Annotated in this window: 21 protein-coding genes; 18 read left to right on the top strand and 3 right to left on the bottom strand. The window is 71.2% G+C overall.

All coding sequences use genetic code 11. The features are described from left to right. Window positions 1-11: 11 nt before the first annotated feature. The 4 genes from JN22_RS14440 to JN22_RS14425 all read left to right on the top strand — a co-directional run bounded on the left by JN22_RS14440 (window position 12) and on the right by JN22_RS14425 (window position 4,723). On the top strand, window positions 12-893 hold the full coding sequence (locus JN22_RS14440; RefSeq protein WP_085554550.1) for a MaoC/PaaZ C-terminal domain-containing protein: 882 nt from the start codon (window positions 12-14) through the stop codon (window positions 891-893). A 103-nt stretch (window positions 894-996) separates the two neighbouring features. Continuing rightward, window positions 997-2,586, top strand: coding sequence for a class I adenylate-forming enzyme family protein (locus JN22_RS14435; protein WP_211099650.1), 1,590 nt, complete (start codon window positions 997-999; stop codon window positions 2,584-2,586). Window positions 2,587-2,696: 110 nt separating this feature from the next. Continuing rightward, on the top strand, window positions 2,697-3,503 hold the full coding sequence (locus JN22_RS14430) for a FadR/GntR family transcriptional regulator (protein ID WP_085554708.1): 807 nt from the start codon (window positions 2,697-2,699) through the stop codon (window positions 3,501-3,503). Window positions 3,504-3,571: 68 nt separating this feature from the next. Next, window positions 3,572-4,723: a DNA topoisomerase IB gene (locus JN22_RS14425; protein ID WP_317852927.1), complete on the top strand. Its 1,152-nt coding sequence runs from the start codon at window positions 3,572-3,574 to the stop codon at window positions 4,721-4,723. A gap of 13 nt (window positions 4,724-4,736) precedes the next feature. Here JN22_RS14425 and JN22_RS14420 read toward each other — a convergent pair whose 3' ends face one another. Then, complete coding sequence (locus JN22_RS14420; protein WP_085554549.1) at window positions 4,737-6,728, bottom strand: PP2C family protein-serine/threonine phosphatase; 1,992 nt, start codon at window positions 6,726-6,728, stop codon at window positions 4,737-4,739. Between the two features lie 320 nt (window positions 6,729-7,048). On the opposite strand from JN22_RS14420, the gene JN22_RS14415 reads away from it, so the two are divergent. From JN22_RS14415 to JN22_RS14360, 12 genes are all read left to right on the top strand, one after another. Beyond that, window positions 7,049-8,752, top strand: coding sequence for a methyl-accepting chemotaxis protein (locus tag JN22_RS14415; protein ID WP_085554548.1), 1,704 nt, complete (start codon window positions 7,049-7,051; stop codon window positions 8,750-8,752). A 388-nt stretch (window positions 8,753-9,140) separates the two neighbouring features. After that, window positions 9,141-10,040, top strand: coding sequence for a TetR family transcriptional regulator (locus JN22_RS14410; protein ID WP_179166157.1), 900 nt, complete (start codon window positions 9,141-9,143; stop codon window positions 10,038-10,040). Between the two features lie 383 nt (window positions 10,041-10,423). After that, window positions 10,424-11,092, top strand: a complete 669-nt coding sequence (locus JN22_RS14405) for an amino acid ABC transporter permease (protein ID WP_085554547.1) — start codon at window positions 10,424-10,426, stop codon at window positions 11,090-11,092. Between the two features lie 11 nt (window positions 11,093-11,103). Further along, window positions 11,104-11,760, top strand: a complete 657-nt coding sequence (locus JN22_RS14400) for an amino acid ABC transporter permease (protein WP_085554546.1) — start codon at window positions 11,104-11,106, stop codon at window positions 11,758-11,760. Between the two features lie 82 nt (window positions 11,761-11,842). Then, entirely contained in the window at window positions 11,843-12,724 is an 882-nt protein-coding gene (locus tag JN22_RS14395; protein WP_085554545.1) for a transporter substrate-binding domain-containing protein, read from the top strand. Window positions 12,725-12,874: 150 nt separating this feature from the next. Beyond that, on the top strand, window positions 12,875-13,597 hold the full coding sequence (locus tag JN22_RS14390) for an amino acid ABC transporter ATP-binding protein (RefSeq protein WP_085554705.1): 723 nt from the start codon (window positions 12,875-12,877) through the stop codon (window positions 13,595-13,597). Between the two features lie 167 nt (window positions 13,598-13,764). Beyond that, a complete protein-coding gene (gene aroQ / locus JN22_RS14385) occupies window positions 13,765-14,223 on the top strand; it encodes a type II 3-dehydroquinate dehydratase (RefSeq protein ID WP_085554544.1) in 459 nt (152 codons plus the stop codon). Next, complete coding sequence (locus JN22_RS14380) at window positions 14,216-15,280, top strand: Gfo/Idh/MocA family protein (protein ID WP_085554543.1); 1,065 nt, start codon at window positions 14,216-14,218, stop codon at window positions 15,278-15,280. Before aroQ ends, JN22_RS14380 begins: the two co-directional genes overlap by 8 nt. 175 nt (window positions 15,281-15,455) lie before the next feature. Continuing rightward, complete coding sequence (locus tag JN22_RS14375; protein WP_085554542.1) at window positions 15,456-17,387, top strand: bifunctional sugar phosphate isomerase/epimerase/4-hydroxyphenylpyruvate dioxygenase family protein; 1,932 nt, start codon at window positions 15,456-15,458, stop codon at window positions 17,385-17,387. An 86-nt stretch (window positions 17,388-17,473) separates the two neighbouring features. Continuing rightward, a complete protein-coding gene (locus tag JN22_RS14370; RefSeq protein ID WP_085554541.1) occupies window positions 17,474-18,382 on the top strand; it encodes a shikimate dehydrogenase in 909 nt (302 codons plus the stop codon). Window positions 18,383-18,507: 125 nt separating this feature from the next. After that, window positions 18,508-19,362, top strand: a complete 855-nt coding sequence (locus JN22_RS14365) for a quinoprotein dehydrogenase-associated SoxYZ-like carrier (RefSeq protein WP_085554540.1) — start codon at window positions 18,508-18,510, stop codon at window positions 19,360-19,362. Continuing rightward, complete coding sequence (locus JN22_RS14360) at window positions 19,359-20,324, top strand: quinoprotein relay system zinc metallohydrolase 1 (RefSeq protein WP_085554539.1); 966 nt, start codon at window positions 19,359-19,361, stop codon at window positions 20,322-20,324. The genes JN22_RS14365 and JN22_RS14360 overlap by 4 nt, the downstream gene beginning before the upstream one ends. A 48-nt stretch (window positions 20,325-20,372) precedes the next feature. On the opposite strand, the gene JN22_RS14355 is transcribed toward JN22_RS14360, so the two are convergent. Then, complete coding sequence (locus JN22_RS14355) at window positions 20,373-20,567, bottom strand: hypothetical protein (protein ID WP_143268300.1); 195 nt, start codon at window positions 20,565-20,567, stop codon at window positions 20,373-20,375. Between JN22_RS14355 and JN22_RS14350 the strand changes: the two genes are divergently transcribed. Beyond that, window positions 20,566-21,606, top strand: coding sequence for a lipid A deacylase LpxR family protein (locus JN22_RS14350; protein WP_085554704.1), 1,041 nt, complete (start codon window positions 20,566-20,568; stop codon window positions 21,604-21,606). The genes JN22_RS14355 and JN22_RS14350 overlap by 2 nt on opposite strands. Before the next feature lie 76 nt (window positions 21,607-21,682). Continuing rightward, on the top strand, window positions 21,683-22,348 hold the full coding sequence (locus tag JN22_RS14345; protein ID WP_085554538.1) for a DUF6655 family protein: 666 nt from the start codon (window positions 21,683-21,685) through the stop codon (window positions 22,346-22,348). A 45-nt stretch (window positions 22,349-22,393) separates the two neighbouring features. Here JN22_RS14345 and JN22_RS14340 read toward each other — a convergent pair whose 3' ends face one another. After that, on the bottom strand, window positions 22,394-23,416 hold the full coding sequence (locus tag JN22_RS14340) for an Ldh family oxidoreductase (RefSeq protein WP_085554703.1): 1,023 nt from the start codon (window positions 23,414-23,416) through the stop codon (window positions 22,394-22,396). Window positions 23,417-23,468 lie beyond the last annotated feature (52 nt).

The raw sequence follows: 23,468 nt of genomic DNA, 5'->3' as shown, positions 1-23,468 counted from the left end.
GGGCTCCGACCATGGCGTTCGATCCCGACCGGCTGCGCGCGCTGCGCTTTCCGGCCGTCGAGCAGACCCTCACCGAGAAGGACTGCATCCTCTACGCGCTGGGGGTCGGCTACGGCAACGACCCGGTGGATGGGGAGCAGCTCCCCTTCGTCCACGAACAGGACGGGCGCGGGCTGCGGGCCACCCCGACCATGGCCAGCCTGCTCGGCTATCCCGGCTTCTGGTACCGGGATCTCGACACCGGGCTCGACGCCGCGCGGGTGGTGCACGCGGCGGAGCGGATCGAGCTCGACGGCCCGCTGCCGACCTCCGGCAGGCTGCGCTCGGAAGGCGGCGTCACCGCCGTCATCGACAAGGGGGCGGCGCGCGGCGCCCTGGTGGTCAGCGAGCGGCGGATCACCGACACGGCGACCGGCCGCCGGCTGGCGACCGTCACCCAGACGGCGCTGTGCCGGGGCGACGGCGGCTTCGATCCCGATGGGCCGGCCACCTCGCCGCCGCGTCCCGCACCGCCGGGCCGGCCGCCCGACGCGGCGCTGACCCTGCCGACCCAACCCCAGGCGGCCCTGATCTTCCGCCTCAGCGGTGACATCAACCCGCTGCACGCCGATCCCGCCGCGGCGCGCGCGGCCGGCTTCGAGCGCCCGATCCTGCACGGGCTGGCGACCTACGGGCTGGTCGGCCACGCTCTGGTCCGGCTGGCCTATGACGGGCAACCGGAACGGCTGCGCGGGATGGAGGCCCATTTCACGGCCCCGGTCCTGCCCGGCGAGTCCGTCCGCACCGAGATCTGGCGCGACGGCGACCGCACCCGCTTCCGGGCGCTGGTCGGTGAGCGGGTCGTGATCGACCATGGGCGGGCCTGGGGCGTGGGCGGCTGGGGGGCCGCCTGATGAGAGGGAAGGCCCCTCTCCCTCGGGGAGAGAGGGTCTCAAGCCAACGATACGAACCACCGGCCGGCCGCCCGGCAACGGTGGATGACAGGAGGGAAACAGCATGATGATCCGCCGGGAATCCCATTTCGGCCGCGTGGTGCCTTGCCTCGCCGAGCGCCCGCCGTCCGTCGACGCCCTGTTCCGCGCCGCCGCCGCCGCCGACCCGGCGGCCCTGGCCGTCATCGACGGCGCCCGGCGCCTGACCTACGGCGACCTCGACTGGTGGGTCGGGCGGCTGGCCGACGGGCTGGCGGCACGGGGCCTGCGCAAGGGCGACCGCCTCGCCACGCTGATCGGCAACCGCACGGCCTTCGTCGAGCTGTCGCTGGCCTGCGCCCGCCTCGGCCTCATCCATGTGCCGCTGAACACCCGGCAGCGCCGGCCCGAGATCGAATACGCCCTGACCCAGAGCGGCGCCTCGGCGCTCGTCCACGAGGCGGCCTTCGCCGCCGAGCTGCCCGACCCGGCGGCGGTTCCCGGCCTGCGGCTGCGCTTCGCCGTCGACGGCGCGGCCGACGGGTCGGAACCCTACGAGGGGCTGATGGGGGATGCTGCGGGCGGAACCGCGGCGTCGCCGGCCGGGGAGGAGGATCCCGTCTGCATCCTCTACACCTCCGGCACCACCGGCCGTCCCAAGGGGGCGGTGCTGTCGAACCTCGGCGTCGTGCAGTCCTGCCTGAACTACCGCGACGCGCTGGGTCTGGGGCCGGCCGACCGCATGGTGCTGGCCGTCCCGGCGGCCCATGTCACCGGGCTGGTCGGCGTCGTCCACGCCATCCTGGGGGCCGGCGGTTGCCTGATCGTCATGCCCCAGTTCAAGGCGCGGGCCTTCCTGGAGCTGGTGGAGCGCGAGGCGGTCACGGCGACGCTGATGGTGCCGGCCATGTACAACCTCTGCCTGCTCGACCCCGAGTTCGACCGCTTCGACCTCTCTTCCTGGCGGGTCGGCGCCTTCGGCGGCGCGCCGATGCCGGAGGCGACCGCCCGGCGGATGAAGGACAAGAGCCCCGGCCTGACCCTGTTCAACGTCTACGGATCGACCGAGACCAGCTCGCCGGTCACCATCCTGCCCAAGGAGGCCGGGCCGGAGCGCCTGAACTCGGTCGGCATGGTGCTGCCCACCGTGGACGTGCGGATCATGGACGAGGCGGGACGCGAGGTCCCGCCCGGCGAGCCGGGCGAGCTGTGGATCGCCGGTTCCACCGTAGCGCCCGGCTACTGGAACAACCCGGAGGCCGACGCGTCCGCCTTTGTCGGCGGCTACTGGAAATCCGGCGACATCGGGTCGATCGACGCCGCCGGCTTCGTCCACATCCTCGACCGCAAGAAGGACATGATCAACCGGGCCGGCTACAAGATCTACTCGGCCGAGGTCGAGGACGTCCTGGCCTACCACCCCGGCGTCGCCGAGGTGGCGGTCGTCGGCTACCCCGACCCGGTGCTCGGCGAACGGGTCCAGGCCTTCGTGGTCGCCCGCCCGGACACCACGGAGGAGGAGCTTCGGCGCTTCTGCGCCGAACGGCTGTCCGACTACAAGGTCCCCGACCGCGTCACCTTCGTCGAGGGCGGCTTGCCGCGCAACCCCAACGGCAAGCTGCTGAAGACCGCGCTGCGCGTCCGGGACGCTGCGGCGCCGGCCCGCACCGCCTGAATCATGTTCATTGTCGGACAAGCGGATGATGTGGCAGGATCATTCCCTTTTCCAGGGCCGCGGCGCCGGTTGCGCGCCACGGAGCCGCCTGAGGATGCCGGATGCAGAGCATGGACAACGAAGCCGAGGACCAGGACAACGGGGCTGACGCCGGAAGCGGGAACCGCTTCGGGCCGATCGCCGCGTCGCCGGCCTACAAGCTGGTCGCCGACGCCATCGAGCGGCAGATCGTTTCCGGCCGCGTCCGTCCGGGCGAGGCCATCGGGACCGAGGCGGATCTGGTCAAGCAGTTCGGCGTCAACCGCTCGACGGTGCGCGAGGGCATCCGCCTGCTCGAACAGGGCGGCCTGATCCGCCGCGACTCCAGCCGGCGGCTGTACGCCAGCGTCCCGCGCTACGACCGCCTCGCCACCCGCATCAGCCGCGCCTTCGTCCTGCACGAGGTCACCTTCCGCGAATTGTGGGAGGCGACGATGGCCATCGAATCGGCGGTCGTCGAGCTGGCGGCGGACCGCATTTCGGAGGAGGGGCTGGGCGAGCTGGACCTCAACCTGCGCAAGTCGCGCGCCGCGACCGACAAGCCGTCCGAGCTGGCGATTCTCGACATCGAATTCCACACCATCCTGTGCAAGGCGGCCGGCAACCGCGTTCTGCAACTGGCGCGCGAACCGGAGAACAAGCTGTTCTTCCCGACCACCGAGATGCTGTTCCAGAAGAACCCGCAGGCGGCCCGGCGCAACGTCGACGCGCACGGCGCCATCGTCGCCGCCCTGCACAGGCGCGACAAGGCCGACGCGCTCTTGTGGATGAAGCGTCACGTCAACGACTGGAAAAAGGGCTTCGAGCTGATCGGCAAGTCGATCGACGAGCCGATCGACCGGGTCTACGCCCAGCACGTCCTGGAATCGAACCTGTGATCCGGCAGGGGCCGCGCGTTCCGCGGCCCCTTGCGGAAACCAACCGCCTTCCGGAGCGTTTCCGCTCCATGATGGACAGCGCCGCATTCCAGGACCCGCCCCCTGCCACCTCGCCCCCCTCCTCCACCCCGCAGGAGGACGCCGCCTGCGCCGGGCTGCTGTACGTCTCGGACGACGAGCCCGGCATCCGCCGCCGCCGCGCCGGCAAGGGCTTCGCCTACCGCTGGCCCGACGGGGCCCCGGTGCGCGAGGAGGAGACGCTGGCCCGCATCGCCCGGCTGGCGATTCCGCCGGCCTACCGCGACGTCTGGATCTGCGCCGACCCGGACGGCCATCTCCAGGCCACCGGGCGCGACACGCGCGGGCGCAAGCAATACCGCTACCACCAGCGCTGGACCGAACTGCGCGAGGGCACCAAGTTCGGCCGGATGCTGGAGTTCTGCCGCGCCCTGCCCGGCCTGCGGGCGCGGGTCGACGCCGACCTCGGGCGGCGCGGCCTGCCGCGCCAGAAGGTGCTGGCCGCCGTGGTGCGGCTGCTGGAGGCCACGCTGATCCGCGTCGGCAACGAGAGCTACGCCCGCGACAACCGCAGCTACGGGCTGACCACGCTGCGCGACCGCCACGCCGCCATCGAGGGCGCGGAGCTGCGCTTCTCCTTCAAGGGCAAGTCGGGAAAGGCGTGGAAGGTGTCGCTGCGCGACCGCCGGCTGGCCCGCGTCGTGCGCGCCTGCCGCGACGTGCCGGGCGACGAGCTGTTCCAGTATGTCGACGGCGACGGCGCCCGCCACGCGGTGACGTCGGGCGACGTGAACGCCTATCTGCGGGCGGCGACCGGCGAGGACTTCACCGCCAAGGATTTCCGCACCTGGGCCGGCACCGTGCTGGCGGCGATGGCGCTGACCGAGTTCGAGAGCTTCGACAGCGCCGCCGCCGCCAAGCGCAACGTCACCCGCGCCATCGAGCAGGTGGCGGCCCGGCTCGGCAACACCCCGGCGGTCTGCCGCAAGAGCTACGTCCACCCGGAGGTGCTCGGCGCCTATCTCGACGGCAGCCTGCTGGCGGCGCTGAAGCGCGAGGTCGAGCACGAGCTGCGCGACCAGCTCGACGGCCTGGACGGCGAGGAGGCCGCCGTGCTGGCCTTCCTGCGCGAACGGCTGACGCGGGAGACCGAGTCCCGCGCCCGCGAGGGCGCGCGGCGGCGCAGGACGAAGGCGGGCTGAGGAACGAAGCCCCTCAGACCGTCTCCGCCGCTTCCGCCACCGGCAGCAGGCGCCGCAGCACGAGGCAGACCAGATCACCGGCCACGCCCTCCGGCCCGGCGTGGGCCTGGACGGAGCGCAGCACCAACTCGGCGCGGTCGCGGGCGGACAGGCCCCGGCTCTGCTGCAACAGGGCGACCAGCCGCTCCTCGCCGAACGGCTCGCGCCGCGCGTCGACCGAGCGCAGCAGCCCCTCGGTGCAGAGGAACAGCGCGTCGTCCTGGCCCAGCACGCTCGTCGCCTCGCCGTAGGGGGAGCCCTTGCGCACGCCCAGCGCCGGGCCGCCGGCCTCGGTCAGCGGCTCGACGGTGCCGTCGGCCAGGATGCGGCAGGCGCCGCGATGGCCGGCGGCGGCGTGCTGCACCACGCCGGTCGTCCGGTCGTAGATCGCGACGAAGGCGGTGGCGAACCCGTCGAAGGGACTCTCGCCGCACAGCCGGTCGTTGGCGCCGGTCAGGATGGCGGCGGGGGTGGCGTCCGGGCGCGCCAGCTCGCGGATGGCGCCGCGCACCATCAGCATCAGGAAGGCCGCCGGCACGCCGCCGCCCGACACCCCGGCGGCGACAAGCAGCGCACGGTTCTCGTCCAGCTCGATCACGTCGTAGAAATCGCCGCTGACCGCGTGGGCCGGCACCAGCGCGCCGTAATACTGGCTGTCGCGGCCCACGGGAAGCTGGCGCGGCAGCAGGTTGGCCTGCACGTCGCGGGCGGCGCGCTGCTCCTCCTCCAGGATGTGCTCGGCGATCGCCAGCTTCTCGGTCTTGGTCTCCAGCTCGGCGCCGCGCATCAGGAGCTGGGCGTCGAGCGTCTCCTCGCGGGCGGTCGCCTCCATCGCCATCCGGCGGAAGACGCGCGACAGGCGGCCGAACTCGTCGTCGCGCTCGGTCGCCTCGTTGAGGGTGAAGGGGTTGAAGCGCCCGGCCTCGACCGCCTTGACCGCCTCGCTCAGCCGCTCGACCGGGGCCATCTGGTCACGGGCGAAGCGGACCGACAGGAAACCCCCGAGCCCGAGCACGAAGACGCCGAGCAGTCCGCCGATCTTCAACTGGCGGCGCAGCATGACCCCCGGCTCGTCGCCCGGCAGGCGGACGACCGCGACGGCCGGCGCCCCGGCCGTCGTGGCGCCGGCCCCCGCCAGCTTGACCGGGGCCAGCGCCAGCAGGCTGCCGCCATCGGCCGCAACCTGAACGGCGTCGCCCCCGGCCAGCGCCACCGTCCTGGCGGTCTCGGTGCCGAAATCGGACAGCGGGCCGCCGCCGGACTCGCCGATCACGGCGCCGCGCGCCACCACCCGGCCGTCGCGGTCGAGCAGCCACGCCGCCTCCACCGCGCGGGTCGCCAGCAGCGCGTCGATCAGCCCGTCGGCGCCGGCCTTCTTCGCGATGTCGGCCAGCCGACGGACGTCGGCGCCGACCTGGACGATGCGCGGCTTGTCCACCCCGGCGACGCCGGCGAACTTCATCAGCTTGCCGCCCTCCACCGCCGCGTCGGACACCAACGTCGCCGGCGAGCGGTTCAGCAGCCCGGTGTAGGCGCTGTGGCGCGGTCCGCCCTTGGCGTCCTGGCCGAACAGCGGGTCGGGGCCGGGCACGTTGTGCAGATAGGCGCGGCCACGGTTGTCGGTGATCCAGATCTCGTCCGGGCCGCCCTGTTCGGCGACCTGTTTCAGCCGGTCGGCGATGGCCTTGGCCGGCTGCTTGGCGGTGGTCTCGGCGAGCGCCACCAGATGGGCGGCCAGCGCCGCCTCCGACAGCAGCCGCTCGCCCAGCATCGCCTCGACGTCCTGCGGGATGTCACGCGCCTGCGACGCGGCACGGGCCAGCAGACCGGCGGCCATGCGGGCGTCGGTCTCGATGCGCGCGGACAGGGCGCCCTGCGTGGTCCAGGCGAGCGCGGCGGTGATCGCAACCACGGCCAGAACCACCAGACCGGTGACCAGCAGGATCAAACGCTGTTGAAACGTCATGGGAAAGCGCCCGTCTTCGTGCCTGTTCCCCCCGCTTCTACCGGTGTGCCGCCCGCAAGTCCAGGCGCCGGGGCGCCGCAGCGTGGCGACGGCCGTCATGAAGCCCCCTTCCCGGACATCCGCCCCAGCGTCCCGCAGGGGAGGCATACCGGAGTGACGGAACCAAAAGTTTACAGTGTAAACCATCTGTTTACGTTCGCGTGCCGCTATGCCCTCCCTCGCCCGCCCCTTTTTGGAAGGGGCGGGCCGGGACGGGGCGCCATCGGAAATGGTCACCCGTTCCGCTCCATCCTGCCGCACACCATCGACGAAGGCCCCCCATGCCCCTCCACCGCTGGTTCTCCGACCGGAAGCTGGTCCACAAGCTCCTCATCCCGGCCCTGATTCTGCTCGCCGTCATGGGTAGCGTGGTGTGGACGGCGCGCTCGGCGATCCTCGACCTGACCGCCTCGACCAGCCGCGTCACCGAGGTGGTCGCCGACCGGCTGGCCGCGACCATCAGCATCCAGTCGGCCATGGGCGACGCCATGGACGCCGAAGCCAACGCCATCGTCGCCGGCTCGCGCCCGGCCATCGACGCCGCCCAGGCCCTCTACAAGGCCAAGATCGCCGACGCGCTGGGCGCCATCGACCAGCTCGCCGCCAAATATGGGCGCGCCGCCGACCGCGAGAGCATCCTCGCCGTCAAGACCATCATCGGCGAGTATGAGCGGGTCTCGCAGAAGGCCATCGACCTCGCGCGCGGCTTCGACACCGACAGCGCCATGCGGGTGTCGATCGACGTCGGCCGCCCGGTGCGCCAGAAGCTGACCGCGGCGCTCGGCGAGCGGGTCGAGCAGAGTCTCGCGGAGACCCGCGAGGCCGAGGAGCGCGCCGTCGCCCTGTCGGCCAGCGTGATGATGCGCCTGTCGCTCGTCGCCGGCATCGGGCTGCTGGTCGCCTTCGGCCTGCTCGGCTCGATCGTCGTGCTGTTCGTGGTGCGCCCGCTGAACCGCCTGACCGCCGAGATGACCAGCATCGCCGGCGGCGACCTCGGCGTCGCCATCCAGGGGACGGAGCGCAAGGACGAGGTCGGGCTGCTGGCCCGCGCCCTCCAGGTCTTCAAGAACAACAGCCTCGACATCCAGCGTCTCCAGGAGGAGCGCGAGGCGCAGAAGCGGCAGGCCGAGGCCGACCGGCAGGCCGCCATGCGCGCGCTGGCCGACCGCTTCGACGCCGACGTCCAGGGCATCGTCCAGGCCGTGGCCCACGCCGCGCGCCAGCTCCAGACCAACGCCCGCGGCATGACCGGGGTCGCCGAGCGGACGACGGAGCAGGCCAGCTCGGTCGCGGCGGCGACGGAACAGGCCTCCGCCAACGTGGCGACGGTCGCCGCCGCCTCCGAACAGCTCGGCGGCTCGATCGGCGAGATCGGCCGTCAGGTGAACGGCGCCGCCACCATCGCCCGCAACGCGGTGGCCGAGGGCGAGCGCACCAACGCGCTGGTGACGCGGCTGGTCCAGGCGGCGCAGCGGATCGGCGACGTGGTCAGCCTGATCCAGAACATCGCCAGCCAGACCAACCTGCTGGCGCTGAACGCCACCATCGAGGCGGCCCGCGCCGGCGAGGCCGGAAAAGGATTTGCCGTGGTCGCCAGCGAGGTGAAGGCGCTCGCCAACCAGACGGCCCAGGCCACCGAGGAGATCGCCAGCCAGATCGCCGAGATCCAGACGGTGACGGACGGCACGGTGACGGCGATCCACACCATCGGCCGGACCATCACCGACGTGGACGCCATCGCCGGCGCCATCGCCGCCGCGGTCGAGGAGCAGACGGCGGCCACCCACGAGATCGGCCGCAACATCCAGCAGGCGGCGCAAGGCACGCAGCATGTCTCCGGCAACATCGCCGGGGTCAGCGCCGCGGCCGAGGACGTCCGCCGGGCCGCCGCCGAGGTGCTCGACGCCGCCGACAGCCTGTCGCGCGATTCCGACCAGCTCCGCGACCAGATCCAGAGCTTCATCACCCAGGTCCGCGCCGCCTGAGGCGACGGCCGCGACGCCTGGCCTCCCCGCCCGTCCTTTCATCGGGGGCCGGGTTCGGTCCAGGCGATGAATCCGGGAGGGTCGCTTGACCGCGCTCATGCCGTCCGACGGACGAGCGCCGTCAAGCGCAAGGCATCCGCAAGCGCCGCGGGTCGGGACGAGGGGCAATTCGCAACGGACGCCCGCGCGCGACGCGTCGATGCCGCAGCGGAGCTGCGGGCGGAATCCCTCCCGCATCGGAATAAAATACCAAACGGTAGGTTTTTCGTGCGAAGCTTCGCCGTCGCCCGGCAAGCGCTGCTTCCCGCACGGCTCTTGCCAAATTTGTTCGGACCCGCGCAAGATAAATTTGTTTGCCGGCTTCATCCAACCTTCCAGGCGCGCAACGATGGCCCGTCGCCCCACCTTCTCCGATCAGGACATCATCGCCGCCGGGCAGCGGCTGGTCGCCGCCGGCCGGCCGGTGAACAAGTTTGCCCTGCGTAACGAGGTGGGCGGGGGCAATCCCAACCGCCTGCTGGAGATCTGGCAGGCGCACCAGAGCGCGCGGTCAGTGGAGAGCACGGCGGAAGGCATGGCGGAGGGCGTGGCGACCCCGCCCGTGGCCGCGAAGCCGCCGCGCGGAAAAGCCCCCGGAAAGGCGCCGCCGCGCAAGAACGATCCGGAGGGCACGCGGCGCGAGGTGCTGGAGGCGGCGATCTCGGAATTCACCGAGAAGGGCTACAGCGGCGCCAAGGTGGCGGCGATCGCCGCGCGCACGCGCACGACCAAGAGCATGATCTACTATTATTTCGGCGGCAAGGAGGGCCTCTACATCGCCGCGCTGGAGGCCAGCTACGCCCACAACCGCCAGTTCGAGCAGAGCCTGAGCCTGGAGGATCTGCCGCCGATGGAGGCGCTGCGCCGTCTCGTCGGCGTGACCTTCGACTATCACGACAGCCACCAGGAGCGCAGCCGGCTGGTCAGCGTCGAGAACATCCATCAGGCCCGGCATATGAAGAAGTCGGCCTCGATCGGCACCATCAACCTCAGCATCATCGACACCATCCGCACCATCCTGGAACGGGGCGAGCGCGACGGGGTGTTCCGTCCCGGCATCGAACCTGTCGACCTGCACATGCTGATCTCGTCCTTCTGCTTCTTCCGCTCCTCGAACCGCTACACCTTCTCCTTCATCTTCAAGATCGATCTGGCCGACGCCAGGATCCGCGAGCAGCACCGCCGGATGATCATCGAATCGACCCTCCGCTTCGTCCGGGCCGACGGCGCCGGCTCCCAGGCGGCCTGACCCTTCCATCGCGGACCGGCCCCGGCTGTTTATTTGTTTGCTCCTCCATTCGCCGATTATCCCTTCATGCGGATTTATTTGTTTGTTGAACGCCGCCAAAATCGAGCAGCTCCTCACAAATTCGGCCAATCGCCTGATTAATCGACATTTTCGTGCGTATGTTCGCGGCAATCCGATGGATTGGTTCGCTGGACGCACAAACTGCGTTGACACTGACCGTCCGGTTGGTTTATCAATCGGACCACAGAACGGAACACCGCCGCGGCGCCGGCCCCGCCACGTTCCCCACAGGCCGCCCTCCGGGCGGCCACGGCGAACAGGACGGGCCCAACGAACGGCCCGCCACAGGGAAACGGTGGACACAAGGGAGCGGAGGAGGCGCCTTGGACTACACACTCGACTTCAGCGTCGTGGCCGACGCGCTGCCGGAACTGCTCCAGGGGTGCCTCGCCACCATCGGGCTTGCGCTCGCCGGGATGACGCTGGCGCTGGTCATCGGCATCGGCGGGGTGGTGGCGCGCGGCTCGAACCGCCGCTGGCTGCGGCTGCCGGTCATCGTTTTCGTCGAGGTGATCCGCAACACGCCCTTCCTGGTGCAGATCTTCTTCCTGTTCTTCGCCCTTCCCAACATCGGGCTGACGCTGAACCCGACCGTCACCGCGATCATCGCGCTGGGTCTGAACGGCGGCGCCTACGCCATCGAGATCATCCGCGGCGGCGTGCAGAGCATCGACAAGGGCCAGATCGAGGCCGGCCTCGCGCTCGGCCTGCACAAGGGACAGGTCTTCCGCATGATCGTGCTGAAGCCGGCGCTGCGCGCCATCTACCCGTCGCTGACCGGCCAGTTCATCATGCTGACGCTGACGTCGAGCATCTGCTCCGCCATCGCCGCCTACGAACTGACCTCGGTCGCCCAGCGGATCGAGTCCGACAGCTTCCGCAGCTTCGAGGTCTATTTCACCATCACGCTGATGTACCTCGGCATCTCGTGGCTGATGATGACCGGCTTCTCGGTTTTCTCGCGCCGCTACTTCCACTACCCGACCCGATAGGAGCGCCGGTGATGGGCAACAGTTTCGGGTTCGGCGAGTTCACCTTCCTGATGCACGGGCTGAGCTGGACGGTCCTGCTCGCCGCCATCGCCTTCGTCGGCGGCGGGATCGGCGGGCTGGGGGTGGCGCTGGCGCGCACCTCGACCTCGCTGGTGGCGCGCCGGATCACCGCCGGCTACATCGCGGTCTTCCAGGGCACGCCGCTGCTGATGCAGCTCTTCGTCGTCTATTACGGGCTCGGGCTGCTCGGCCTCAACCTGCCGGCCTGGCTGGCGGTCGCCATCGGCTTCACGCTGCACGCCAGCGCCTTCCTCGGCGAGATCTGGCGCGGCGCCATCGAGGCGCTGCCCAAGGGGCAGACCGAGGCGGCCAAGGCGCTCGGCATGCACTACCTGCCGCGGATGCGCGACGTGATCCTGCCGCAGGCCTTCCGCATCGCGCTGCCGGCGACCGTCGGCTTCCTGGTCCAGCTCATCAAAGGCACCTCGCTGGCCGCCATCGTCGGCTTCATCGAGCTGGCGCGGGCCGGGCAGATCGTCTCCAACCAGACCTTCGCGCCGCTGCTGGTCTTCGGCGTCGTCGGGCTGGTCTACTTCGCGCTCTGCTGGCCGCTGTCGCTCTACGGCTCGCGCATCGAAAACCGGATGGCGCGGGCCACCGCCCGCTGACCGGCTCCCGAAGAAACAACCGCCGGCAGCAACCGCCGGCGGGGCTCCAAAGACACGCCATCAAAAACGGAGGAAACCCAGCATGACCGACACGCCCGTCTTCCGCCCGCCCTCCTTCCGCCCGTCCTGCTCCCGTTTGTCGCGCCGCAGCCTGCTCGCCACCGGGCTGGCCGTGCTGGCCGCCCCGGCCGTCCTGACGATGAGCAGCCGCATGGCCGCCGCCCAGTCGCTGGCCGACATCAAGAGCAAGGGCAAGCTCGTCGTCGGCATCCAGGGCGACAACCCGCCCTGGGGCTTCCTCAACTCGCAGGGCGTGCAGGAGGGCTACGACGCCGACATCGCCAAACTGTTCGGCAAGGAGCTGGGGCTGCCGGTGGAGTTCGTGCCGACGGCGGTCGCCAACCGCATCCCGGCGCTGGTGACCGGACGCGTCGACGTGCTGTTCGCCACCATGGGCATGTACCCCGACCGCGCCAAGGCGATCCAGTTCTCCAAGCCCTACGCCGCCAACGACATCGTGCTGGTGGCGCCCAAGAGCACGGTCATCAAGACCAACGCCGACATGAAGAACGTCATCATCGGCGTGGCGCGGTCGAGCGCCCAGGACACCGCCGTGACCAAGGCGGCGCCGGAGGGCACCACCATCCGCCGCTTCGACGACGACGCGGCGACCATCCAGGCGATGCTGTCGGGGCAGGTGCAGGCGGTCGGCGCCAACCAGTTCTACCCGCTCCGCCTCAACAAGGCGCAGCCCGACACCTACGAGCGCAAGCTCGACTTCGTCCGCCAGTACAACGGCGCCGGCACCCGGCTGGGCCAGAAGGAATGGAACGCGACGATCAACGCCTTCATCGACAAGATCAAGGCCAACGGCGAACTGGCCAAGGTCTACCAGACGTGGATGGGCTTCGCGCCGCCGGAATTCCCGGAAACGCTGGAAGGCATTCCCTTCACCGTCGGCTGACGCGGCCCTTGCGGGCGCCCGCTCTCTTGGGCGCCCTTCCTCCCCGACATCGCAGGGACTTCCCCCGTGCAGGACATCAACGCCACGCGCCCAACCGTTCCCGGTCCGTCCCCTGCCTCCCTTCCGGCCGCCGGCGATCCGCTGATCCTGATGGAGGACGTCAACAAATGGTACGGCGCCTACCACGCGCTGCGGAACGTCAACCTCGCCGTCCGGCGCGGCGAGAAGATCGTGCTGTGCGGCCCGTCCGGCTCGGGCAAGAGCACGCTGATCCGCTGCATCAACCAGCTCGAGACCATCAAGGACGGCCGCATCACGGTGGACGGCACGCGGCTGGACGACAGCACCCGCAGCGTCGACGCGGTGCGCAGCGAGGTCGGCATGGTGTTCCAGAACTTCAACCTGTTCCCGCACATGACCGTGCTCCAGAACTGCACGCTGGCGCCGATGCGGGTGCGCGGCGTCACCGCCGCCCAGGCGGAGGCCACCGCCCGCCGCTTCCTGGAGCGGGTCCGCATCGCCGAGCACGCCCACAAGTATCCCGCCCAGCTTTCCGGCGGCCAGCAGCAGCGCGTCGCCATCGCCCGCGCGCTGTGCATGGAGCCCAAGGTCATGCTGTTCGACGAGCCGACCTCGGCGCTCGACCCCGAGATGGTCAAGGAGGTGCTCGACACCATGGTCGGGCTGGCCCGCGACGGCATGACGATGGTCTGCGTCACCCACGAGATGGGCTTCGCCCGGCAGGTCGCCGACCGCGTGATCTTCATGGCCGACGGCGAGATCCTGGAGGAGGCCGAGCCGGAGACCTTCTTCCGCACCCCGCGGCACCCGCGCGCCCGCGCCTTCCTCGGCGAGATCCTGGCCCACCATTGAGAAACCGGCAATCGCCCCAGGGCAACGTCATGCCCGGACTTGGTCCGGGCATCCACCTGCAACCTTATCCATGATGATTTGCGGCCGTGGATGCGCGGCATAAAGCCGGGCATGACGCAGGGGAAGAACCACCAGTCCCATCACGTCCCACCTAGAAGGATGACTTCATGAGCCGCCTCGTCTATGTCCTGAACGGCCCCAACCTGAACCTGCTCGGCAAGCGCCAGCCGCACATCTACGGCCACACGACGCTGGCCGACGTCGAGGCCGAATGCCGCGCGCTGGCCGGCGAACTCGGGCTGGAGATCCGCTTCCACCAGAGCAACCGCGAATACGAGCTGATCGACTGGATCCACGAGGCGCGCGAGACCGCCGGCGGCATCGTCATCAACCCGGCCGCCTTCACCCACACCTCGGTGGCGATCCTCGACGCGCTCAACACCTTCGACGGGCCGGTCATCGAGGTCCACATCTCCAACGTCCACAAGCGCGAGGAATTCCGCCACCACTCCTTCGTCTCGCTGCGGGCCGACGGCGTCATGGCCGGCTGCGGCACCCAGGGCTACAGCTTGGCGCTGCGCCGCGTCGGCTGGCTGATCGACGAGAAGGCACGCCAGGATGGTTGAGGCCGGCCGGGTGGCGGAACCGCCGGTCCGGCTGGCCGTCCTCGGGGCGGGGCTGATCGGCAAGCGCCACATCGAGCAGGTGCTGGCCCGGCCGGAATCGGAACTGGCGGCGATCGTCGACCCTTCCCCGGCCGCCGAGGCGCTGGCCGCCGGAATGGACGCCGCCTGGTATCCGAGCTTCGCGGCGATGCTGCGCGCCGGGCGGCCGGACGGCGTCATCATCGCCACGCCCAACCAGATGCATGTCGGGAACGGGCTGGAGAGCGTCGCCGCCGGCATCCCGGCGCTGGTGGAGAAGCCGCTGGCCGACGACGTCGGCGGCGCCACCCGGCTGGTCGAGGCGGCGGAGGCCGCCGGCGTGCCGCTGCTGGTCGGCCACCACCGCCGCCACAACCCGCTGATCCGCGAGGCCAAGCGGGTCATCGAGTCCGGGCGGCTCGGCCCGATCGTCTCGGTGCAGGGGACCTGCTGGTTCTGCAAGCCCGACGAGTATTTCGAGGCGCCCTGGCGGCGCGAGAAGGGGGCCGGGCCGGTCTTCCTGAACCTGATCCACGACGTCGATCTGCTGCGCCACCTGTGCGGCGAGGTGGTGGAGGTCCAGGCCCTGGAATCCAACGCGCTGCGCGGCAACGCGGTGGAGGAGACCTCGGTCATCCTGCTGCGCTTCGCCAGCGGCACGCTCGGCACCGTCAACGTTTCCGACGCCATCGCCGCCCCCTGGAGCTGGGAGTTCACCAGCGGCGAGAACCCGGCCTACAGCCACACGCAGGAGACCTGCTACACCATCGGCGGCACGCGGGGTTCGTTGACGGTGCCCCAGCTCGACCTGTGGCACCACCCGACCCGGCCGAGCTGGTGGGAACCGATCGCCCGCGAACGGCTGCCGACCGGCGTCGAGGATCCGCTCGGTCTGCAAATCCGCAACCTGTGCAACGTCATCCGCGGCGTCGAGGCCCCCGTCGTGTCCGGCCGGGAGGGGCTGAACACGCTGAAGGTCGTCGCCGCCGTCAAGCAGGCCGCCGCCACCGGCCGCCGGGTCGAGCCGGCCTGCGCCTGACGCCCTTCCGTCCCTTCGCCCTTCCCCTGCCTGGGCCATGACGGGTCTGGCCAACGGATCGTTCCTCCATCCGGACCGTAACCTGCAGCCCCGCCGCCGTCGCGACGGCGCCGGCAGACCGAGGCAGGGGTTCTTTGCCCCGCATCCAGGAGCCCACCGCATGGGAGCCCACCGCATGCCCGCCGCCCCCTTCACCTTCGCCAAGTCGATCGCCACGGTCTCGCTCAGCGGCACCCTGCCGGAGAAGCTGGAGGCGGCGGCGGCCATCGGATTCGACGGGGTCGAGATCTTCGAGAACGACCTGCTGACCTTCGACGGCTCGCCGGCCGACGTGCGGCGCATCGCCGAGGGGCTGGGGCTGGAGATCACCATCTTCCAGCCCTTCCGCGACTTCGAGGCGATGCCCGACCCGATCCGCGCCCGCAACCTCGATCGCGCCGAGCGCAAGTTCGACGTCATGCAGGCGCTCGGCACCGACCTCGTGCTGGTCTGCTCGAACACGCAAGCCGCCGCCATCGACGACCCGGCGCGCGCCGCCGCCGACCTCGCCGAGATGGCCGAGCGGGCGCACCGGCGGGGCCTGCGCGTCGGCTACGAGGCGCTGGCCTGGGGCCGCCACGTCAACCGCTGGTCCCAGGCCTGGGACATCGTCCAACGCGCCGACCACCCGGCGCTGGGGCTGATCGTCGACAGCTTCCACACCCTGTCGCTCGGCGACGACTACGCCGGGATCGCCGGGGTGCCGGGCGAGAAGATCTTCTTCGTGCAGCTCGCCGACGCGCCGAAGCTGTCGATGGACGTGCTGTCCTGGAGCCGCCATTTCCGCAACTTCCCCGGCCAGGGCCAGCTTCCGGTCACCGGCTTCCTCAAGGCGGTGCTGGACGCCGGCTACCGCGGCCCGCTGTCGCTGGAGATCTTCAACGACGAGTTCCGCGCCGCCCCCGCCCGGCTGACCGCGCTCGACGGGTTGCGCTCCCTCATCCATGTCGAGGCGGAGGCCGGCCACGGCCAGGGACTGCCCGAGCCACCGGACTGCCGGGGCGTCGAGTTCCTGGAATTCGCCGTCGACGCCGCCGCACGCGAAAAGCTGGCGGCGCTGCTCGGCACGCTGGGCTTCCGCCGCGCCGGACGCCACCGCTCCAAGGACGTCGACCTCTACCGCAACGGCGGCGTCAACCTCGTGCTGAACAGCGAGGAGGATTCGGCGGCGTCGGAGCATTTCCAGATGCACGGCCCCTCGGTCTGCGCCATGGCCTTCCGGGTCGACGACGCCGGCCGCGCCATCGCGCGGGCCGAGGCTCTGCGCTGCGTGCTGTGGCGCGAGCGGGTCGGCGACGGCGAGCGCCACATCCCGGCGCTGCGCGCGCCCGACGGCACGCTGATACATCTGGTGGAGGGCGACCCCGCCGGCCGCAGCATCTGGGAGGATGACTTCCATCTGCTGCCGGGCGCGGCGGTTGAGGACGACCCGGCGACGACCCTGACCGGCATCGACCATGTCGCCCAGGCCCTGCCCTTCGGGCGGATGGACAGCTTCGTGCTGTTCTACCGCGCGGTCTTCGGCTTCGTCCCGGAAACCCTGTGGGAGCTGCCCGACCCCTACGGCCTGATCCGCAGCCGGGCGCTGGTCAGCCCCGACGCCGGGACCGGGCGCGGCGTGCGGCTGCCGCTGAACATCTCGGAGAGCCGGCGCACCGCGACCGGCCGCTTCGTCAGCGCGACCTCCGGGGCCGGCGTCCACCATGTCGCCTTCGGCACGCCGGACGCGGCGTCACTGGTCGAGGCGCTGTCGGCGGCCGGCGCCCCCTTCCTGCCGATCCCGGCCAACTACTACGACGACCTCGCGGTCAAGCACCCGCTCGACGACGACGAGCTGGCGCTGCTGAAGCGGCGCGAGCTGCTCTACGACCGCGACGATCACGGAAGCGGGGGCGGGGGCGGCGAGTTCCGCCACGCCTACACCGACAGCTTCGCCGACCGCTTCTTCTTCGAGGTGGTCGAGCGGCGCGGCGGCTACCGCCAGTTCGGCGCGGTCAACGCCCCGGTCCGCATGGCCATCCAGGCCCAGCTCCGCGAGGGCGCCCGCCCGCAGGATTATCTCGACTAGGGGAGGCGGGCGGCCGAACCCGCAGCCCCCTCCCGGCCGGCGCCGCCCCCCCCGACCGGACCCATGCTTTTCCCCAGTGAGGCCTCATGACCGCCGCGCCCGCCACCCCGCCCGCCAAGGCGCACCCCTCCACCCCGCCCGACTCCGTCATCGTCGGGCTGATCGGCGCCGGCATCCAGGCGTCGCGCACCCCGGCGATGCACGAGCGGGAGGCCGACGCCCAGGGATTGCGCTGCATCTACCGGCTGATCGACCTCGACCGGCTCGGGCTGGGCGCCGACGCCCTGCCGGAACTGCTGACCTCGGCCGAGCGCATGGGCTTCACCGGGCTGAACATCACCTTTCCCTGCAAGCAGGCGGTCATCCCGTTGCTCGACGACCTGTCGGACGACGCCCGCGCCATCGGCGCCGTCAACACGGTGGTCTTCCGGAACGGCAGGCGCATCGGCCACAACACCGACTGCTCCGGCTTCGCCGCCGGCTTCCGCGACGGGCTGCCCGCCGTGCCGCGCGACCGGGTGGTGCTGCTGGGGGCTGGCGGGGCCGGTGCGGCGGTCGGCCACGCCGCCCTCCAGCTCGGCGCCGGGCGCGTCACCGTCGTCGACGCCGACCCGCGCCGGGCCGAGGCCCTGGCCGGACAGCTCGACGCCCGCTTCGGCGCCGGCCGGGCGGCGGCGGCCAGCGACCTCGCGGCGGCGATGGCGGCGGCCGACGGACTGATCCACGCCACCCCGACCGGCATGGCGAAGTTCCCCGGCCTGCCGCTCCCGGCCGAGCAGCTCCACGGCGGGCTGTGGGTCGCCGAGATCGTCTATTTCCCGTTGGAGACCGCGCTGCTGCGCGAGGCGCGGGCGCGCGGCTGCCGCACGCTGGACGGCGGCGGCATGGCGGTCTATCAGGCGGCCGACGCCTTCCGTCTTTTCACCGGCACCGAGCCCGACGCCGCGCGGATGCGCCGGCATTTCCTGTCCATGGACGCGCAGAACCAGGGCTGACGCCGGCCTCCCCTCACCGCCCCGCCCCGCCCCGCCCGATCTTGTACGAAAGTCCAATTATTCAACAAGCGGACGAAGTTTATCCTGGGCGCGCCGGAGCCGGACCGGAAGCAGGGGGGAAAGCGATGGGCGGGGCGTTCATGATCGCGGGCGGCGCACTGCGGGGGCTTGCCGCGCTGATGCTGGTCTCCATCGCCGGTCCTTCCGCCGCCGCGGCCGCCGGCCCGCCCGATCCGCTGGGGTCGGTCATGTGGGAGGCGCTGCGCGACCAGTATTTCGGCGACGCGCCGCTCCGCTTCGACGACCGCGTCAAGGTGAGCGCACCGGCCGACGCCGAGGACACCCGCGCCGTCCCCATCGCCATCGACGCCAGCGCGCTGCCCGACGTGGTCGAGATCGTCGCCATCGCCGATCTCAACCCGTTTCCCCTGGTCCTGCGCTACCACCCCCACGGGGCGGCGGCGACCATCGCCACCCGCATCAAGATCCAGCAGGCGACCGCCGTGCACGGCGCCGCCCGCACCGCCGACGGGGTCTGGCACGTCTCCGGCGTGCTGGTGGACGCGGCCGGCGGGGGATGCAGCGCGCCGCCCGCCACCTACGCGCAGAAGGACTGGGCCGACCATGTCGGCGAGGTGCAGGCCCGCGCCTGGCCGGCGCGCGCCGACGGCACGGCACGGCTGCGCCTGCGCGTCCGCCACCCCAACGACACCGGCCTCGTGCCCGGCATCCCCGCCTATTTCATCGAGACGCTGAGCGTCCGCGCCCACGGCGCCGCCGGTCCCGGCCCCGAGCTGGCCCGCATCGACAGCCTGGAGCCGGTGTCGGAGGATCCGGTCTTCTCGCTCGACCTCCGCCCGCCGCCGGGCAGCACGGCGCTGACCTTGAGCGGGCGCGACAACCAGGGCGGCGTCATCGCCGCGACCATCCCGCTGCCGGCGCCCTCTCCCGCCGCCTCCGACCGGAGCCTCGGCCAATGACGCCGCACAGCCGCCTCCTGAAAAGCCTGCTTCTGGCCGCCGGCGTCCTGGCGGGGAGCCTCCTGTCCGGAACCGCCGGCGCCCAGGGGCCACGGACCTACGGGCTGACGCCCAAGCCGATCGCCCCCGACACCTACGTCTTCGAGGGCTCGACCGAGCATTTCACCCGCGACAACGGCGGCAACATCCTGAACGCCGCCTTCATCGTCACCGCCGATGGGGTGATCGTCATCCAGACCGGCCCGTCGCGCCGCTACGGCGAGGAGATGCGCGCCGCGATCCGCCGCGTCACCGACAAGCCGGTCCGCAAGACCTACATCAGCAACCTGCACCCCGACTATTTCCTGGGCGCCCAAGCCTTCGCCGAGGCGCCCGTCGCGGCCCTGCCCGGCACCATCGCCGGCATCCGCGAGGAAGGGTCCGGCATCGCCGAGAACATGTACCGGATGATCGGCGACTGGATGCGCGGCACCGAGGTGGTGATCCCGGACGAGCCGGTCTTCGGTTCCACCGTCGTCTTCGGCGACCACCGGCTGCGTCTGATCCCGCTGCACGGCCACACCGCCGCCGACCTCGCCCTGCTCGACGAGACCACCGGCGTGCTGTTCGCCGGCGGGGTGGTCTTCTGCGGCCGCACCCCGACCACCCCGCACGCCGACGTCGCCGCCTGGCTGAAGGCGCTGGACGCGGTCGAGGCGCTGGACGGCGTCCGCCTGCTGGTGCCCAACCACGGCCACATCCGTCCCGACAAGGCCTGCGTCGCCCAGACCCGCGACTGGCTGACCTGGCTCGACGCCACATTGCGCGCGGCGGTGGAGGCCGGGCTCGACATGACCGACGCGCTGGAACTGCCGATCCCCGAGCGCTTCCACGGGCTCGGCGTGCTGCGCGCCGAATACCGCCGCTCGGTCGCGCATCTCTGGCCGCGGATCGAGCGGGAAAGCCTGCCCCGCGTCAACTGACGGGCAGGGGTTCTCCGGACAATCGCATGACGGAAAAGCCTCTTTCCTTCACGGGGAGAGGCTTTGGACGGTTGCCCGTCGGGCTTCCCCGCCCGAGAAGCGCGGGTTAATCCCTGCGGGCAGGGCTTGCGCTTTGGAAAGAAAACTCCAGTTCTGGAATCGCAAAAACGATCGCATACGGCTGAATTCACGAACAATCAGCATCCGCATCGAAATGCCCGCCGCCAAGAAGAGGACCAGCATGCGCGCCCCCCGCTCCATCCGGCGGCCCGTCCGATCCCTCGCCTTTTTCCCCGCAACCGCCTTTCTGCTGGCCGGACTGCTGAGCCTGCCCGGCAACCCGGCGCTGGCGCAGAAAACCGACCGCGATCCCGACGGCATCTTCTCCGTCATCGTCGAGAACGACCTGTTCGCCAACGACGACCGGCACTACACGAACGGCATCCAGTTCTCCTACACCCCGGCGCAGCCCGGCCTGCCGGGCTGGGTCGACGGGCTGGCCGACGCCCTGCCGCTGTTCAACCAGGGCACCAAGCGGCGGATCACCTACGCGCTCGGCCAGAAGATGTTCACCCCGCGCGAGATCGAACCGCCGGTGCCCGATCCCGGCGACCGGCCCTACGCCGGCTTCCTCTACGTCAACGCCGGCCTCGCCTCCGAGACGGAAACCACGCTGGACCGCCTGAACCTGACGCTCGGGGTGGTCGGGCCGGCGTCGCTCGCCGACGAAACGCAGAAATTCGTGCACCGGCTGACCGACTCCCGCAAGCCGCGCGGCTGGGGCCACCAGCTCCGCAACGAGCCGGGGGTGGTGCTCAGCTACAACCGCGCCTGGCGCGGCGTCTACGCGGCCTCCCCCTTCGGGCTGGCCTTCGATGCCACGCCGGACCTCGGCGTCAGCCTCGGCAACGTCTACACCCTCGCCTCGGCCGGGCTGACCCTGCGGATCGGCGCCGACCTGCCGCAGGATTACGGCCCGCCACGCATCGCCCCGCCCTTCCAGGGCACCAGCTATTTCGAGCCGGACCGCAGCTTCGGCTGGTATCTGTTCGCCAGCGTCCAGGGCCGCGCCGTGGCCCGCGACATCTTCCTCGACGGCAACACGTTCCGCTCCAGCCCCAGCGTCGACAAGAAGCCGCTGGTCGGCGACCTGCAACTCGGGTTCGCCGTGACGGTCAGCGACGTCCGCGTCGCCTACACCCACATCTTCCGCACCAAGGAGTTCGACGGCCAGGACAAGGCCGACACCTACGGGTCGCTGTCGGTGTCCGCGCGCTTCTAGACGCCGGCGCCGGGGGCCTCCGCCGCCATCCAGCCGGGGATGGTGGGCGTCCCCAAAAGCAAGCGAGAGCGTTTCCATGGGTTTCTTCCCGACCGAGACCGCAAGCCGCGCCAGGGCGGGCGCCGCCACCCTGGCCGCGGCGCTGCTGCTGGCCGCCTGCTCCTCCTCGCAGGTCACGCGGCCGGCGCGGACGGCGACGGAGCAGCTCCTGATCTCGACGGCGGCCGACAAGGCGGCGGAGCGGCTGGCCCAGACCCTATCGATCCAGGGCAGCGTCTATGTCGATGCCGCCAGCGTCGAGGGCTACGACAACAAATACGCCGTCTCGGCGATCCGCGACGCCCTGCTGCGGCGCGGCGCGCGCATTCTGTCGTCGCGTGACGGCGCCGACACGATCGTCGAACTGCGGGTCGGCGCCCTGTCGGTGGACAGCGAAAGCTCGCTGGTCGGCATCCCGAGCATCAACGTGCCGCTGCCGATGACCCAGAACGCCACGACGCCGGAAATCTCCCTGTTCAAGAAGGAGCTGACCCAGGGTGTCGCCAAGGTCGCGGCGACCGCCTACGACCGCAAGACCGGCGCCCTCGTCGCGTCGAGCGGCCCGCAGTACGGCTTCTCCAACAAGGCGGAATGGGTCCTGCTCCTGCTGCTGCGCTGGGGCAGCAACGATCTGCTGCCCTCCGGCGAGCGGCCGGCGCCCGTCCCCTGGGAGACGATGGAGGCCGTGCCGCCCGACCCGTGACCGCAAGGCCGATTTTGGGGATGCCGATTTTGGGGATGCCGGCGGTCAGGCGAGGGCGCGCAGCTCGGCCAGCTTGGCGTTGCCGAGCGGGATTCCCTCCGCATCGGTGCGGGCGCGGTGGACATGGCGGCGGTCGCCGGGCATGCGCGTCTGACCGGCCGCGCGCACGCGGTCCGTCAGGGTCAGCACTCGCTCGGCGAAACCGGCGTTGCCGCCGCGCGCCGGGTCGATGAGGATGAGGAGCTGGCCGGTGTGCGGGGTTTCGGCGCCCGGATGCGCCGACCAGTCGACCTCGAAGGAGAACCGGCCACCGGTCAGCGCCGCCGACAGCACCTCGATCAGGAAGGCGATGGACGCCCCCTTGTGCCCGCCGAAGGGCAGAAGCGCTCCGCCGTCGAGAACCGCCCTGGGGTCGGTGGTCGGGGTGCCGTCGCGGTCCACGCCGTAGCCCGGCGGCAGATCGTGCCCCTCGCGGGCGGCGATGCGCACGTCGCCATTGGCCATGGAGCTGGCCGCCTGGTCGAAGACGATGGGCTCGCCGCCGGCGCAGGGGGTGGCGAAGGCCATCGGGTTGGTGCCGTAGACCGCCGAATGGCCGCCATGCGGCACCACGCAGGCGAAGCTGTTGACCACCGACAGCGCCACCAGCCCTTCCCGCGCGAAGGGCTCGACATCCGGCCACAGCGCGCTGAAATGGTGGGAGTTGCGGATCGCCAGCAGAGCCATGCCGCCGGCCCGAGCCATCTCCATCAGCCGCGGCCGCGCCGCCTCCAGCGCCGGCTGGGCGAAGCCGTTGGCGGCGTCGACCCGCAGGAAGGCGGGGCCGGCCTCCTCCAGCACCGGCACGGCCCGGCCGTCCACCCAGCCGCTCTTCAACGAGCCGACATAGCCGGGGATGCGGAACACGCCGTGGCTGAAGGAACCGTCGCGCTCGCAGCCGGCGCAGTTCGCGGCGAGGATCCGCGCCACCGTCTCCGAACAGCCGTGGCGTTCGAAGATGCGCGCCATCAGGTCCACCAGCGCGTCGTGGCGGATCAGGCTGTCGCCGGTCGGGGGGAGGTCGGTCATCGTCGGCACCATCGGCAGGTCGTGGAAAAGGGCCGGAACGTTCGGCCCGGAC

It is taken from the genome of Azospirillum agricola, assembly GCF_020005195.1.
GTDB classification, from domain to species: domain Bacteria; phylum Pseudomonadota; class Alphaproteobacteria; order Azospirillales; family Azospirillaceae; genus Azospirillum; species Azospirillum agricola.
This window is presented reverse-complemented; position numbering and strand designations above follow the sequence as displayed.